The following is a 16,309-nucleotide window of genomic DNA, read 5'->3' as shown; positions in this document are numbered from 1 at the left end:
TGTGTCTATTGCGTTAAGTCAAGCACTTTGCATCGGTCGTAGTCCGGATCGATCTCAATGAATACGGTGTCAATGTTTTTTCGGAACCACTCATCCACGGCTTTGTCTCTTTTCTGCGCCAGGGCGGCGGCGGCGATCTTCTGGTAGTCGTCGCGCAGGTTGGCGAGGTGAGGAGACGATTTGTAACGAAGCTGGATGATGCGGGCTGCTTCTCTACCGTCAGGCGTTGTGAAGGTTACCGGCTTCGACACGTCACCTACTTTCATGGTGTCGATCACAAAGAATATGCTTGGTTCCACTTCATCCATCGGGATGTAAGAGCTACCAGTCATACGGCTCATCAGGGTACCACCGTTGTCCTTTGTGTTCTTGTCGTCTGAAAAATCTTTGGCAGCCTTGGCAAAGCTGATGCTGTCATTCACGATCAGGGTACGCACACTGTCCAGGGCGGCGATGGCATCCTGCACATCTACGCGGGCGGTGGCGGGCTTGATGAGGATATGACGTGTGTTGAATTCCTGGCCTTTGCGCTCGATCATCTGGATCAGGTGAAAGCCAAACATCGACTCCACTACATTAGACATCTGGCCAGGCTCGAGGCGTAGTGCTGCAGCTTCATACTCTGGTACCAGTTCCTTTTTCTTGAAGAAGCCCAGTTCACCTCCTGCTTCGGCAGAGCCCGGGTCTTGAGAGTACTCACGTGCCAGTGTGGCAAAGTCTTCTCCGGCCAGGATGCGCTCACGCAAAGCTTCCAGCTGCTGACGGGCAGCCTGCTTCTGCTGGCGGCTCACCTCAGCATACTTCACAATGTGGCTCAGCTGCACTTCGCTGGAGAAGTAAGGCAAGCTGTCAGCAGGTATCTGGTTGAAATAGCGACGCACCTCTTTCGGGGTAACGGTTACTTTCTCGGTGATCTCACGCTGCATCTTTTCAGACACCATTTGGTTGCGAACAGTGCGGCGCAGTTCGTCGCGCAGCTGCTTGATGCTCTTGTTGTAGTACTGCTCCAGACGCTCCGTGCCACCTACCTGAGAGGCCAGGTACTCAATTCGGCGGTTCAGCTCACCGGTTACGGCGGCTTCCTCCACTACAACGGAGTCAATCTCTGCACGGGCCAGCAATAGCTTCTCCTGTACCATCGACTTAAGTATCTCGCACTTCAAAGGCTCGGTCTGAGCGCTTGGCTGCTGTTTGTTCTGGGCCAGGTACTGCAGGTAGCTGAATTCAAGCTCTGAGCGCAGGATCACGTGGTTGTCTACCTTGGCAATGATGCCATCCAGTTTTTTCTGGGTAGGCGCCTGTGCCGTAGCTGTAAATACTGTGATCAGGCTGAGCAGTAGCAAGGCCAGGTTCTTCGTTTTATAGATTGTGTTATGCATGTTGCTTGTGTCGGCTCTCTCGTTGCGGACCCGCTTTATTTTCTGATAATTTTATCGACCTCTGTCTGGTTAATGCTAACGGGGTTCTTTTCCTGCAGCTGCTTTACCCACTGCTCGTCCAGGTAGTTCTGGTAATCAGCTGTTACCTGGCCTCTTACCTCAGAAAGCTGCTTTGGAGCAGGAGCCAGCACGTCGTGCACGATCACCAGGTACTTGCGTCCGTTCAGTTCGGTGTTGTAAGATCCTTTTTCCCATTTCACAGCATCCACGGCCTTGTTCTCGCCTTTCTGGAATTTCTTCTCGGCGATCTGTACGCCTAGCGGGTTGCCAGTATTCAGGTTGTCAGCCAGTGCGCTCAACTCAGAAGAGTAAAGCGTGAACGATACGCGTCTGTTACGGCGTCGGCCTGTTTCGGTATTGTCAGCGGCGGCCTGCTTTGTTTTGCCCAGTGCTTTGGCGCTGAGCTGGTCTGCTGCTACGCCACGGGCTGTCAGGTAAGCGACGATAGCCTGAGAGCGCTCTGCGGAAAGGTCACGTTTGCCAGCTGCTTCACGTGCATCGGCGTGGCCGTTAACTTCCAGCGTCAGGTTCGGGTTGTTGCTCAGGCGGTCAGCTAGCTCGTTCAGTCGGGCTATATTTGCCTGATCCGGGGTGGCGCTGTTCGTTTCAAAAGAAATATCGGCTGGTTTGCCATTGCGTACCTCGTAGCGACGCTCACTTAGCTGCTGTTGCGCCTTGGTGAGCAACTCCGCATTGGCAGCGCTGATCACGGTGGCATGGGCACGCTCTTTCCACTGGTACTTATCACGGTTCTGCTCAAAGTACGCCTGGAGGCCAGCCGTGTCTTCAACAGCCTTTGACCATACCTTCTCGTCCATCAACTGGAACAGCAGGATGCCGTCGTGGTATTCGCGCACCAGCATGCGGTAATCCGGGTACTTGTTCTCCAGGTTGGCACGCTCGTAGGCCAGCAGGCTCTTCTGCACGAAGTTATCATAGAGCGAGTTCATGTGGTGCTGTGGAGTGCCCGCCATGCGCGGACGCTGCTCAGCCTTTACATAGGTATAGAAGTCGGCTACGGTATAAGGCTTGCCCTGTATCGTGAACAGCGTGTTCTTGATTGTTTTGTCAGCAGCATCAAAATCCCACTTGCCTTGCATCAGGGCATCGGTAGCCTTGCCCAAAGCGGCAGCTTTCACAGTGGCATCTTCGCTGAAGTTGTTTTCTGTTTTGATGCGCTTCAGGAAGGCTGCTTTGTTCAGCTCCGAGCGGGAGTCTTTGGCGATCTTGTTGCGCAGGTTTTGCTCCATGTCCTCAAACGGAGGGAGCGACTGCTTGCCGATGAGCTTGATGATGTGCCAGCCATAAGGCGTCAGAACCGGAGGAGCGACTTCTCCCTCTTTTTTCAGGGCAAATGATACCTCCTCAAACGAAGGGATCATGCGACCGGTGCCGAACCAGGGCAGTTCGCCTCCATTGGCAGCCGAATTGGCATCCTCTGAAAACTCAGCGGCCAGTCGATCCCAGTTCTCGTTGCGCTGCACACGCTTGTAGATAGCATCGATGCGCTGCTTGGCTGCCAGTGAGTCTGCCTTTGGCATACCCGGTGTGGCACGAACCATGATGTGGGCTACTTTTACTTCGCCCTGCGCGGCACGCTTGTCGTGCACTTTGATCAAGTGATAGCCGAAACGGGTGCGAACAGGCATTGAGATCTGGCCAACCGGTGTTTTGTAGGCAGCGTCTTCAAAGCGGTATACCATCTGCATGGCCGTAAAATAGCCCAGGTTACCACCATTTTCGCTGGCGGACGGGTCGTGTGAAAACTCACGGGCCAGTTTGTCGAAAGCCTCGCCTGCCTCAAGTCGTTTGCGCAGCTCCAGGGCCTGGTTGTAGGCAGCCAGGGTGTCCTGCGGGCTCGGGTCGTTGGGCAGACCGAGCAGTATGTGCGATGCGTTTACCTCCTGTTTCAGACGCTCGTAAGCCTCCTGCACCAGCTGGTCGGTCACGCTTTTTTCTGTGAGATAGGGTTGGGCGAGTTGCTCCTTGTAGCCCTCCAGTTCGCGCTTAAAAGCGGTGGTGGTGTCCAGGCCACGGCTTTCGCCCTCCATTACCTTCAGTTTGAATCGGGTATAGAGGTCGAGGTACTCGCTTACACTCTGGCGGGTATAGGCGTCTTCATTGCCCCCGTTGTTCTTCTCATACACATACTGAAACTCGGATGTGTAAATAGGTTGGGAGCCAATGGTCGCAATGATAGGTTCCTGCTTGTCATTCTTCCTGGTTGCGGTACAGCCAGCCATTAAGAGGGCTGCTGCCGCAACAAGTAGTTGATTGCTGCGCATAAATAGATGATAAACTAACGCTTGGTTTTGTCCTGACGAGGTCAGATCATGCAATTTTAGTTAATTTTTCTGACAGATTAGTCAAAAAGTACCACTATAATCCTATTGCATGCGATTTCGTTCCGGATAACGGACAAGGGGCGCTAAAAGTGTGCAGCTCAGCCCTATTTAATTTTTTTGTAGAGGAAGCAGGTGTTCTGCCTGGCGCTTGACTCGAACTCCACCCGATCCATGATGCGGTTGACCAGGGCGATGCCGACGCCCCCTTTTTTGCCGATCCGGATGTGTTCTTCGATGTTAGGCTCTCTATACTCAGAGCGGCGGAAGGCCACACCATTGTCGACGATCTCAAATTTGAGCATGCCCGCCTTCTCCGAAATGGCGAGGGAAATGCTTTTTGACGGGTCTTCGCTGTTGGCGTGGATGATGAGGTTGGCGCATATCTCATCCACGGCCAATACGATCTGGTTCATCAGGATATCTGTCAGTTTATAACCTGCCAGATACTCCGTGACGAAGTCCCGTATTTGCTTCAGATTTTTTTTAGTACAGCTAACTGTAATTTTATTATTCATCAGCAATGGTCATGGCTTCCTCGTAATCCGAAACGATGGTCATGAGCAGGTCGAGGCCCAGGATTTCGAACACGTTGCGCACTTTGTCCTGCATGTTGTAAAAAATGAGTTTGATCTGAGCGTCCTCAAATCGCTGCAGGTGCGAAATGAATACCCCAAGGCCCGCAGACGAAATGTAGTTCAGGTCTTTGCAGTCTACCAGGATCTTGCTGTAGGTCATGATCTCGGGGTCGGACAGCGCTTCATCGAGCATTACTGATGAGCTTGCGTCCAGTTCACCATCCAGGGTGATGATGATCGTTGTGTCTTTGATTTGGTTTGTAATTTTCATCGGCATCCTTTACGTGTAATTATTCACTAGGTTGAGTCGGTTTAAACTTGATGACAAGCAGCGTCTGGTCATCGTATAGGTTCTCTGTCGGGCCTGTAAAGTCCTCCAGATCGTTAATAATAGCACACTTAATATCTTCGGCCTCCAGGTGGTAGGTCTGGGTGAGCATGTAACGCAGCCTTTCCTCTCCATACTCCTCGTTGGCAGGACTGCGTGCTTCCACGATACCATCTGTGTAAATGACCATCACATCACTTGGATTGTAATCATAATACATTTCCCGAACGTGATTGTTATAGCTTTTATCACGAATGATGCCAAGCCCTAACCCATCTGTCTGGAAATAGAAGGTATCGTCCATCATAGAGTTGTAGTACAGGGTATGGCAGTGGCCTGCGCGGGCAAACATAAAGCCCTTCATGCGATAATCAATGATGTATAGCGCAGAAGTAATAAAAGAGGTTTTCTCAAGGCACCGGCTCAGGGCGCTGTTGGCCTGTTTCATGAATTCGCTCGGCGGCATATCCTGCTGCATCAGGCCATGGAAGATGCCCTTCATCTGGGCCATGTGGAAGGCCGCCGAAATACCCTTTCCCGACACGTCGCCGATGATAATGGCGATGCGTGACTCGCTCAGTTGCAGGAAGTCATAGAAGTCACCACCTACTTCCTTGGCTGCTTTGGCATGAGTTGCGATCTCAAACCAGCTGTCACTCGGGAATTTTTTCGGGATCAGGCTATCCTGTACGAGCGAGGCAATCTTGAGCTCTTCTTTATAACGCTCGTTTTGCAGCGACTCGTGTACCAACCGCAGGTTTTCGATCGTGAGAATGGTCTGGTTGGTGAAGGTGCGCAGCACGTTGACCGTTTCCCTGTCAAAACCCTGTTCAATGTCCTTCAGCAGGTATAGCACGCCAAACAGGTGCTTCTTGGACTTGATGGGCAGGATGATCAGCGATTTCCAGGGCAGCGTGAGATCACGGAAGCCGGGGTTGCGGTCGAGGTTGTTGTTGATATAGTCGATGTGCTGGATGTTGTAGGCCAGCAACAAGTGCCGTATACGCTTGATCTGCTCTTCCTCGATGGTGAGTTGATGCCATAATTCTACTTCATCTTTTTTCTCGCCCTTAAATATCTCGAGCCAGGCGGCGCTGGCATCGGCTGCTTTTACGGTGCTCTCAAAAAGCATGTCGTATACCTGCTTCTCGCTTTGGCCCTGCTGTATGGACTGGCTCAGGCGCTGGAAGTTGAGGAGGTCTTCACTCTTCTGCTCAAACACACTCGAGGTGGGTAAACTGAAGAGTGCTACCAGAAATGCGGCGAAGGTATACAGCGCTACAAAGAACATGGCCAGCAGCAGGAAGCCTACGTCAGTATAGTCGATTACCAGCTGCGGGCTGTCAGCAAAGTTGTAGAAGAAGTCCGCGAAGATGTAGCAGGCCAGCAGGATGGCTACGAGCAGAATAAGCGACCTGCCTTTCTTGTTGAACGTCAGGTAGGCCACCCATTTGAGGTTGGTGCACAGAAACAAGGTATAGAGCCCGATCAGGCCCAGCAGCGGCATGAAGATCAGGCTGCTGTAGTTGAAGTTGAGCAGTGTGAGAAGCAGCGTAGCAAAGAGCAGGATCTCGTACCAGTCCCAGGCGATCTGGATAAACTTGTTTTTATGGTAGAGTATCAGTTGGCGCCACACATAGAAAGCCTTTGCCAGGAACAGTACCAGTAAGCCAAAGTTTACCTGATACACCATGTGCAGCAGCAGCGGCGACTGCACATTGGAATAGTTGGTGACCATGCGGTATACCATGTACAAAGCGACGCTCAGGTAGGCGGCTATACCTCCTTTGGCAAAGATGTTCCAGAGGTAGCCAATGAAATCAATTCCTTTGAGATTGTCAGCGCTCATGCGCTGGAAGCCAAAAACAGAGATAATGAATACGACGATCAGGAAGTTGTTGACGAAGGGCAGATCCAGGCCATTGGTGTCTTCCTGCCGCATGCTCTCTGCCGCCAACAGCACATTAGCCAGCAGGAGTGACCAGCTGACCAGAGCCGAAGTAGTAAATAGAGATTTCGCGTTGGTTCTATAAAGCATAAAACGGAAAACCGTGCTTAGTTTTATCGGCGACAGAAAATGGCTTGCCCGAGACTTTATCAGTTTGTAAGGTAAGAAAAATTTTTGCTCTTTGGCCAAGTTGTCGAGGTGAGTTTTTAAAGAACAACTTGCATAACGTAAAAAAGAAGAAGTAGGTTAGCAAAAGGCCAACCTACTTCCTTTATTGTAGTGTTATGAAATGACTAGCGGCTGTAGTTTGGTGCCTCACGCATGATGTGTACATCGTGCGGGTGACTTTCGCGCAAGCCAGCCCCTGTTATTTTTACCATCTTGGCGCTTTGCAGCGTAGGTATAGTCGGGGTACCGCAATAACCCATACCGGCGCGGATGCCGCCTACCAGCTGGTAGATCACCTCCGACACCAGGCCTTTATAGGCCACACGACCTACTATACCCTCAGGCACCAGTTTCTTGCTGTCTTTTTCGTTGCCCTGGAAGTAGCGGTCTTTCGAGCCTTCTTCCATCGCCTCGATAGATCCCATGCCGCGATACGTCTTAAACTTACGGCCTTCGTAGATGATCATCTCACCTGGTGCCTCTTCAGTACCAGCCAGCAGAGAACCCACCATCACAGTGCTTGCACCACCGGCCAGTGCCTTCACAATATCACCAGAGAACTTGATACCACCATCGGCAATCACCGGCACATTGGTCCCTTCCAGGCCTCTGGCGGCTTCCATGACAGCAGAGAGCTGCGGTACACCTATACCTGCAATCACGCGGGTAGTACAGATACTGCCTGGGCCAACGCCTACTTTCACGGCATCAGCTCCTGCGTCAGCCAGCGCCTTCGCACCTTCGGCAGTAGCTACGTTACCAGCAATCACGTCCAGGTTAGGGAAGTTGTCTTTGATCTTGCGCACTACATCCAGCACTCCTTTGGAGTGGCCGTGTGCCGTGTCCACACTGATCACGTCCACACCGGCTTCAACTAATGCCTTGATGCGGTCCATCACGTCAGGCGTTACACCCACGGCGGCACCTACACGCAGACGGCCGTATTCATCTTTGCAGGCGTTCGGGCGGTCTTTTTTCTTCAGAATGTCTTTGTAAGTGATAAGGCCCACGAGGTTGCCTTCGCCATCCACTACCGGCAGCTTCTCGATCTTGTACTGCTGCAGAATGTCTTCCGCTTTTGCCAGGTCGGTTCCTTTTGCGGCTGTGATCAGGTTTTCGGTCGTCATCACGGCTCTCACGGGCTGGGTAAGGTCCTTCTCGAAACGCAGGTCGCGGTTGGTCAGGATGCCGGTGAGTTTGCCCTTGCCATTGGTGATCGGTATACCACCGATCTTGTTCTCGGACATGATGCGAACGGCATCACCGAGTGTGGCATCTTCTTCCAGCGTGATCGGGTCGAGGATCATGCCGCTTTCAGAGCGTTTCACTTTACGCACCTGCTCAGCCTGCGCCTTGATCGACATGTTTTTATGAATGATACCGATGCCTCCTTCCTGTGCCATAGCGATCGCGAGTTCAGCCTCGGTTACGGTGTCCATAGCGGCAGAAAGCAATGGTATATTGATACGGATATTGCGTGTAAGCTGTGTGGAAGTATCAGTGTTGTGGGGGAGCACCTCGGAGTAAGCCGGGAGCAGAAGCACGTCGTCGTAGGTGAGTGCCTCAAATACAATTTTGGATTGATCAGCGATCATGGCAAATAAATTAAGGGTCCTTATTTGCCGCGTAAAATTACATAAATTAATCCGGATAATATAGCAAGGGGTGGTAGAAAATTATTTTAATATACCCGCATGGTAGGATCAACCTGTGTAGCCCATGCATGAATGCCGCCTTTGAGATTGAGCAGATTGTCGTAGCCAAGGCGCTGGGTGAGGTAGTTGATGGCCTGTGCACTGCGGAAACCATGATGGCAAACCATGACAACCGGTATGTCGCGACGGATGCGGTTTACCTGCCTGGTTAAGTCCCCTAAAGGTATAAGTTCACCGCCCAGGTTGCATATCTCAAACTCCACAGGCTCACGCACATCTACGATCTGTAGTTCGGCGCTGCGGCCAAGTCTCTCTTTCAGTTCCTGCGCTGTGATCTCCTCCATAGTAATAAGGCTCTTACTTGTGCTATACCTTTAGCTTTGGCGTTTTGGTTTCGATTTACAAACTTAGCAACAAATTAGCCTAAATCATGGGCTTGCACAGGTATAGATGACAGATTTTTACAACAGTATTCTGGAAGGATTACAGGCCATGAGCCTGGTCGAAGTAATAGGCGTGATCACAGGTATAGCCGGGGTATGGCTGGCGGCCAAACAGAATATCTGGACCTGGCCCATTAGTGTGGTGAGTGTGACGGCTTACGTGTTTGTGTTTTACGATGCGCGGCTCTATGCCGACATGGGACTGAATGCCTTTTACATCATCACGAGTTTTTATGGATGGTACGAGTGGCTGTACGGCGGCAAAGGGCATACCGAGCGCAAAGTTACCAAGGTAGGCCAAAAGGAACTGTGGGTGCTGATCGTGCTGGTGGTAGCCTTTACTGCTGGCTTGGGCTATTTTCTGGACAACTACACCGACGCCGACTTATCCTATACCGACTCGGCTACCACGGCTGTGAGTCTGATGGCTTACTGGTTGATGGCGAAAAAGCGGCTGGAGAACTGGCTTGTGTGGCTGGCGGTGGATGTGGTATATGTGGGAGTCTATACCTATAAGGAGCTATACCTGACGGCTTTCCTGTATTTTATCTTCCTGATTCTGGCCACTATCGGCTACCTTGACTGGAAACGAGACATGGAAAAGGAGACTGTAGCCCATGTTACAAAATGATTGTTAGAAATGTCCTGTTTTATGTTTCTATCTTATGCAGTCATGGCATGGTATGTGTCGTACATGAGTGTAACTGAGGCAATAGTTGAATTTTAGTGCGCCAAAGTATGCGAGTACCTATGTTCCACGCTACAATGACACTATGTATGAAGAACCACAAGATAGAATTGCCGGACGAACTCAAGTATGAGAACCGTATGAAATGGGGATACGAGTCTCCGGACGAGAGCCCTAAACGCCTGATGCTATGCCAGCACGGCGATAGGCACCCCAAAGAGGTGGAGGTGTATAATTTCTATGATTATAGCTTCACCGAGAATTAAAACTAAGTCATGTAGGCTGAGTAGCGAAGTTTAAAAGGGATGCATTTTATAAAATGTATCCCTTTTTTTATATAGCTTTTTGTGTAGTTCATTCACCACCAAATTGTGTTAGTCTACCATGAAGAATGTTGTTTAAGCTTTTTATTTAATAAAAAATTAGATGTGTTATAATTATAGAGGTATATTCACTTATAAATCAGTCATAAATGGTATCAGTTGTTCTGGTACAGCGTGCACTTGATTATGATTTTTGGTAAGCTGGATCTGGCTGGGTTTAACGCCTGGGTGGTAATCTGCGAGAGAGAATAGTGTTGAACAAATCCATTACCTAACTTCTATGAAACAAATACTTTCCATTATGAATAAGTGGGCTGCCTGCTACGGTCAGAATTGCCTGCTTCATCCGATCTCATAGCTCCTATAAGACTTAATCTACACAGCCCAGCTTTAATCTTTGTTTAATGCTGTTCTGCTCCACTTATGCCGGTATCCCAAATACCTGCCAGGGACACGCTTGCCCATCTATTAATCAAGAACAAAACACAATTACCAATTTTAATTTTTATGAGTATGAAAAAGTTAATCAATTATTCGCTGCTGATGTTTTTATTCAGCTTTGTCGCTTTTGCCTGTTCGAAGGAAGGAGAAGAAGTAGGGCCAATGGGTTCTCAAAATACTTTGGATTCAACTGAGCAAACAGATTGTAATGCTAATTACATTCCAGTAGGAACCAGAGGAGGAGGGTATTGTTTATCTAATGCAGTCGATGAGGGCGGGGGTACATGGTCTTTTACCATAAAACAAATTGGTCCTCAACAAGCGATAGGTTTAAGTAACTTAGTCATTGGGGCTGTTTATTGTCCGGAAGAAGATTATGAAGGTAAAGGGAAAATAGATAATCAAACTGTTGAAATAAGGAATGGCGGAAGTGCTTATACGCCTCCTGTTGAGTACAGTGTTGGAAGTGGAACTGGCTGTGTAATAGATTCCGAAGTAGATAGCTACTTCAAATTAGATGGATTGACTGCCTTAACTAAAGATAAAGAGTATACTGTACGATTTACTTTTGAAGATGAATTTGAGATTGATTATTTTATTATATCAGTGAAAGCAGGTAATAATTGTGAAAATGTAATAATTGATGCTGGTGATTGTAAACCTAAATATGATTGTAACTTATGTGCCTACTCCCAAGGTCGTTACTTTAATAGAGGTAATAAGGGAAAGCATTGGCCTGATGGAGTTAATAAAATATATGTCGGGGGAGAAAAATTAACCAAAGATGGACCATACCTACCCGCTACCACACCTGAAAGAAGGGCGTTATTCCAAGCAGGAGCTTTAATATTAAGTGCAAAAGAGCAAAATATTGATTTAGATGATTACATAAAGTGCTTGCCTGATGATGTAAAAGATGCATTTAAATGTATAATAAAGTATTATAAGGATACAAGCAAGCCGGCACCTTGTAATCTCCAAACCGCTGCAGGTACGATTGGTAATTGGATTGACAATAACCATTGTGAAGATGAAAGTTCTGAAAAATAGATAGCAGCTTAATGAGGCTGTTAGATCCTAAATGAAGAGAGCTATCGCTGCTGATAAATTGGCAAGCGGTAGCTCTTTTCTAATAAAGGGGAGGTAATACACAATCTTCCATATATATTCATGTCAAATACTGCTCACACTGTAATTGTCTCCGTTTACACGCTAACAGACTCTATAAACTATAAATAGGAAAAAACCATCTATTTTTTTAAGTTTTCATAGTATATTAGCCTAAAGTTCAACTAGTTAGCAGCTAATTAAAAAATGTCGGCTGCAAGCTAGCGGAAAACCGCCTCTACCCCTCCTTGCTTACACAGTAAGCCCTTGGTGATTGCACCCGTCTCGCCACACTCTGATCTCCAACTAAAGAATACTCACATCGTTTACACTCATCCCTATGCAAAACGCATACTATTTATGGCTTTGCCTATTACGGCCAGGCCCACCTTAATCCTTTCATTTTACTGAGTAGCCATTCAGCTACTTAAGCCTCCTCTGTCAACAGCAGGCTTTACCCCGATGAGCGCACAATCATCGGACAGGCACTGCTTTGCCTTTTTTCAGGATTACAAACACAATAAACACATTCTAACAACCAAAAATCTTTACACTTATGGGAAATTTAGACAATTACACGGGTAGGGCAAAGGGTGCTCGCTCGAAGGATCGGCTACTAGGGCTATGGCGGTATGCTATGGTGCTGGTGGCTTTTTTAATGATAGGAGAAAATGTAAATGCTCAGACTACATCGCCTGATCTTTGTGGAGCAACCAGATGGAATTCTGGAGATGGATGGAGATATAATACTTCAAGTAATATTTGGGAAGCTGTAAGAGTAACAGGTTCGAATACACAACCATTAGGTATAGTAGCTTGCGCATCAGCTGCCTCAACTCAGAGTCAACTAGAAGCATTTAAAACTACATACAATGGCGGACTCAGCATGAACTACAGTAGTTGCTTCAGCATGGCGGACGGAAGTGAAAACAATGCTGTTGCCGGACCGGTTGTAGGTACATCAGAAATAGTATATTTTAATTTCGATATTCGACCTAATGCAGGTACTTACCAATTTCAGATAGTATCAAATCAAACTATAGGATGGGCACTTTACTATAGCAATGATGCGCAGCCTACTGGAGGAAACACAAGCACTGGTAGGTATCCTACTTCAGGAAACTTGTCCGGCTCTTGTAATGATTTAACTTATGCCCGATGTGGTATTAGTGGTAACGGATGGTCGACTATAACTGTACCATCCTTTAACAAGCCAACAAACTATTACCTTGCTATGTGGCCTCTAGATAATGGAGGTAAATTTGCCAATAGTGCTAATTTAGTATACAAAGCTAGATACGGATGTGGTGGTGCTACTTGTGTTCTAGAACCTGATGGTGATGAAACACTTGCGTGTGCGGCTAATGGATATACGGTATGTGCAAATTATTTCGGAGGTGCTGGCAAATGGAGATTAGTTGATAATGCAAGTACAAAGGCGACATCGTACACAATTACTACTTATACTACTAAACCATCAGATGGGGGTACTCAAGTGAGTACTGCAACCAGTTCAGACTTGACAACAAATCCATTATGGCTAGAGTTAGGAACAATCAATGGTAATGCATCTAATCAACAAAACGATACATACGCAACTATCTGTGCTAATTATGCATCTGGGGTGAGCTATAATTTATCTCTAGTACCAGATGGTACGCCTACCGATGCTCCTCGGGATTACATTGCTTGCTCTAGTGGAGATAGCTTTAGTGGAAATGGTATTTCTCCCCCTGTAGTGAGCGCGGGCGATGACCAGGTGATCGACTGCACGGCCGAGAACGGGCAGATCACGCTGACTGCGACCTCTGACCCTAGCGGTGTGACCTACCTGTGGACGACCACCGACGGCACGATCGTAGGCGACGCCGACGGCCTGTCAGTGACTGTGAGCGCTGCGGGCACCTACACCTTCACCTCGACGACCGCCAACGGCTGCTCAGCCTCGGACGACGTGGAGGTGACCCTCGATCAGACTAGGCCTCTAGCTAGTGCTACTGGTGGTGCATTAGACTGTATCACAAATCAACTCCAACTAAGCGGTGCTGGCTCTTCAACAGGGGATAACTATAGCTATCTATGGACTACTTCAGATGGTAATATTCTTTCTGATGGAAACACATTAAGTCCAACAGTTAATATGGTAGGAACTTATTTGCTAACAGTAACTAATACATCTAATGGATGCAGTAAAACAGCTGAAGCAGTTGTTACACCAGCAGTTAATTGTGGTGCCTATACTGGCTGTACTTTAGGCTTCTGGAAAAACTGGCCACAAGCATGGGGATGTGGATATATACCTTTTGATAACAAAAAACAAAAGATATATGCTTCTAAATTCTTCGGTGATGCCTTTATTAATATCACAAACAGAAGAAGCTTGAGTCCGAAATTGACAATGATGCAGGCTCTAAATCTTGGCGGTGGGGATTACTATAACCTTGCTCGTCAGTCTGTCAGTGCTCTTCTGAATGCGTGTCATCAAAATGTTAACTACGATTACAGCAAAGCTGAAATACAAGCAGCAGTTGTAAGTATGTTTAACTATGGATATGCAACACTAGACGGAGTTTACTACTCAAGTGCTGGAGCATTAGCAGCTGAATTTGATAGGGCTAATAACCAGAATTGTCCTCTTAACAATTCAAACTATGACCCAGGAAGTAATTTTGTAGCTACCTCAACCAGCACCCTCCAAGGCCTAGACCTTGCTGAAGTTAACCAACTACGCGCCTACCCAACTCCGTTCACTGACAAAGCGGTGATTGAGTTCACAGTGGCGCAGGACGAGAACTTCAGCATGCGACTCTACGACATGCGTGGTGCGCTGGTAAGAGAGCTGAAGTCTGGTGAGGCGAAAGCCGGTATGGTGAACACCGTGGAGGTAGATGGTGGCGGTCTGCCAGAAGGACTGTACATCGCCCGTATGGTGAGTGACTCTGGGACGAAAACTGTAAAACTACTTAAAAAGGAATAACAGTAGGAGGCTGTTAAATAAGGCTGCCGCCGGTGGGGGAAACCTGTCGGCGGCAGCTTTTTTATGGCAGGTCCTGTGATGGCGACTTTCAGCATAATTGCTCTACCTTTGTGGTATGCTGAAAGTCGCCACCACAGGACCTGAGTCTACGGGCAAATCTACGCTGTCGCAGCAGTTGGCTGCGCACTACAACGCCGTGTGGGTGCCGGAGTATGCCCGCACCTATATCGACCAACTGGATAGGCCCTACACCCTGGAGGACCTGGAAGCGATTGCCAGGGGGCAAATGGCTCTGGAAGAGACAGCTGCGGCACAGGCTACCGGTTTACTCTTCGCTGATACTGACCTGCTGGTGATCAAAATCTGGAGTGAGCATGCTTTCGGCAAGTGCCCTAATTGGGTGCTGCAAAAACTAAAGCAGCAGCACTACAACCTTTACCTGCTCATGGGCGTTGATTTGCCGTGGGAGCCTGATCCGCAACGGGAGCATCCGCACCTGCGCCAGTACTTCTATGACTGGTATAAGCGGGAGCTGGAGGTGCTGCAAGTGCCTTTTGTGGAGATTAGCGGACAGCATGAAGCCCGATTGGCGCAGGCCAAGGAACATGTAGATGCCTTGCTCCGGCAATAAACCTAAACCTATACCTTGCCATGCTATACTATTTGCAGAACTATAACTTTAAGGTAGGCGTCGAGAGCAAAGGCGCCGAGTTGCAGCACTTCATCAAGCTCGATGAGCAGCTGGAGTTTATCTGGCAGGCCGACCCGGAGATTTGGGCTAGTCACGCTCCTAATCTGTTTCCGATCGTGGGAGAGTTGCCTGAGGGCACCTATACCTACGAGGACGAAATATTTGCCCTAAAGCGCCATGGTTTTGCCCGGCACAAAGAGTTTAAGCTGATAGAACAGGAAGAGGACAAACTGGTGTTTGAGCTCGACGACGACGAGGAAACCTATCAGGTATACCCCTTCAAGTTCAGGCTGCTGGTTGCTTACAAACTCGAGAACAACAAACTGTCTGTGACCTACCAAGTGCTCAATCGCGACAGCAAAGGCATGTATTTTTCAATCGGCGGACATCCGGGCTTCAATGTGCCATTTTATGGAGGGGAGCAGTACGAAGATTACTTCATCGAGTTTGATAAAGAAGAAACACTGCACCGTTACCTGCTTACAGACAATGGCTTGCAAAGCGGTGACACCGAGAAGGTGCTGGAGCATGACCGAGTGTTGCCGCTGAGGCACAGTTATTTTGAGAAAGATGCATTGGTGTTCAAAAACCTAAACTCAGATAAACTTTCCCTGGGCAGCCACACGAACCAGCGCCGCATCGAGATGACATTTGAGGGTTTCCCATACCTGGGCATCTGGGCAAAGCCGGGGCCATCGCCTTATGTGTGTATTGAGCCTTGGTGCGGTATAGCGGGTCGCGATGGCGAGTCCGGCGAGATCGAAAAGAAGGAAGGTATCAACCTGCTCAGTCCGAAGCATGTGTTTGAGCGCACTTTTACAATTGAAGTGCTGTAAAGTAAGGCTGCTAAAGGTATAGCCCTAAACCAAAAAGTCCCCTGTCGAATGGTCGAGCAGGGGACTTTTTGGTTTCATTGTAAGGAAGGCTCCGGAAATTTAGGAACCTTGATTCGTCTCAGGTCATATTGCGGTTCATAATCATTGATGGGCAATGATATGCCGGGTGGCAGGTCCAGATCTGGCAGATCGTCGCCTAGTGGCTCGCCTCCATCGTCGTCATTATCAGTTGAGGAAGACCCTCTGAATTTTTTGCGTGGAGCGAAAGCGTAATATGCCAGTATCGTTAGCAGTGCTAAAGTATACAGTAAGCTGATCATCATCACATTTCTTCTTAAACTCTAA

14 protein-coding genes are annotated in these 16,309 nt (G+C 48.4%); 6 read left to right on the top strand and 8 right to left on the bottom strand.

Features of this window, described 5'->3' with window-relative positions:
- Positions 1–5 precede the first annotated feature (5 nt).
- The 7 genes from AC5FXQ_RS09590 to AC5FXQ_RS09560 form a co-directional block, all read right to left on the bottom strand.
- Entirely contained in the window at positions 6–1,379 is a 1,374-nt protein-coding gene (locus AC5FXQ_RS09590) for a peptidylprolyl isomerase (protein WP_493602248.1), read from the bottom strand.
- 35 nt (positions 1,380–1,414) lie between these two features.
- The gene (locus AC5FXQ_RS09585) at positions 1,415–3,724 is read right to left on the bottom strand and encodes a peptidylprolyl isomerase (protein ID WP_493602247.1); all 2,310 of its coding nucleotides are present in this window, start codon (positions 3,722–3,724) and stop codon (positions 1,415–1,417) included.
- Between the two features lie 164 nt (positions 3,725–3,888).
- Positions 3,889–4,299, bottom strand: coding sequence for an ATP-binding protein (locus tag AC5FXQ_RS09580; protein WP_493602246.1), 411 nt, complete (start codon positions 4,297–4,299; stop codon positions 3,889–3,891).
- A complete protein-coding gene (locus AC5FXQ_RS09575) occupies positions 4,292–4,630 on the bottom strand; it encodes an STAS domain-containing protein (protein ID WP_040574303.1) in 339 nt (112 codons plus the stop codon). Before AC5FXQ_RS09575 ends, AC5FXQ_RS09580 begins: the two co-directional genes overlap by 8 nt.
- A gap of 19 nt (positions 4,631–4,649) precedes the next feature.
- Positions 4,650–6,725 (bottom strand): GAF domain-containing SpoIIE family protein phosphatase, encoded by a 2,076-nt coding sequence (locus AC5FXQ_RS09570; protein WP_493602245.1) that lies wholly within the window; start codon positions 6,723–6,725, stop codon positions 4,650–4,652.
- 203 nt (positions 6,726–6,928) lie between these two features.
- Complete coding sequence (gene guaB / locus AC5FXQ_RS09565; protein ID WP_493602244.1) at positions 6,929–8,398, bottom strand: IMP dehydrogenase; 1,470 nt, start codon at positions 8,396–8,398, stop codon at positions 6,929–6,931.
- 86 nt (positions 8,399–8,484) lie between these two features.
- Positions 8,485–8,802, bottom strand: a complete 318-nt coding sequence (locus AC5FXQ_RS09560) for a rhodanese-like domain-containing protein (RefSeq protein WP_493602243.1) — start codon at positions 8,800–8,802, stop codon at positions 8,485–8,487.
- A gap of 106 nt (positions 8,803–8,908) precedes the next feature.
- On the opposite strand from AC5FXQ_RS09560, the gene pnuC reads away from it, so the two are divergent.
- The 6 genes from pnuC (at position 8,909) to AC5FXQ_RS09530 (ending at position 15,964) form a co-directional block, all read left to right on the top strand.
- Positions 8,909–9,532, top strand: coding sequence for a nicotinamide riboside transporter PnuC (gene pnuC, locus AC5FXQ_RS09555; protein WP_493602242.1), 624 nt, complete (start codon positions 8,909–8,911; stop codon positions 9,530–9,532).
- Positions 9,533–9,678: 146 nt separating this feature from the next.
- On the top strand, positions 9,679–9,855 hold the full coding sequence (locus AC5FXQ_RS09550; protein ID WP_159439837.1) for a hypothetical protein: 177 nt from the start codon (positions 9,679–9,681) through the stop codon (positions 9,853–9,855).
- 570 nt (positions 9,856–10,425) lie between these two features.
- On the top strand, positions 10,426–11,403 hold the full coding sequence (locus AC5FXQ_RS09545) for a hypothetical protein (RefSeq protein WP_493602241.1): 978 nt from the start codon (positions 10,426–10,428) through the stop codon (positions 11,401–11,403).
- A 694-nt stretch (positions 11,404–12,097) separates the two neighbouring features.
- Positions 12,098–14,437: a T9SS type A sorting domain-containing protein gene (locus AC5FXQ_RS09540; protein WP_493602240.1), complete on the top strand. Its 2,340-nt coding sequence runs from the start codon at positions 12,098–12,100 to the stop codon at positions 14,435–14,437.
- Positions 14,438–14,552: 115 nt separating this feature from the next.
- Entirely contained in the window at positions 14,553–15,068 is a 516-nt protein-coding gene (locus AC5FXQ_RS09535) for an AAA family ATPase (protein WP_493602239.1), read from the top strand.
- 20 nt (positions 15,069–15,088) lie between these two features.
- A complete protein-coding gene (locus AC5FXQ_RS09530; RefSeq protein ID WP_493602238.1) occupies positions 15,089–15,964 on the top strand; it encodes an aldose 1-epimerase family protein in 876 nt (291 codons plus the stop codon).
- Positions 15,965–16,038: 74 nt separating this feature from the next.
- Here AC5FXQ_RS09530 and AC5FXQ_RS09525 read toward each other — a convergent pair whose 3' ends face one another.
- Positions 16,039–16,287, bottom strand: coding sequence for a hypothetical protein (locus AC5FXQ_RS09525; protein ID WP_007654857.1), 249 nt, complete (start codon positions 16,285–16,287; stop codon positions 16,039–16,041).
- Positions 16,288–16,309 lie beyond the last annotated feature (22 nt).

The sequence above is a fragment of the Pontibacter sp. LHS1 genome (assembly GCF_058932855.1).
The sequence above is the reverse complement of the archived record's forward strand: the minus strand, read 5'-3'. Positions and strand labels throughout refer to the sequence as shown.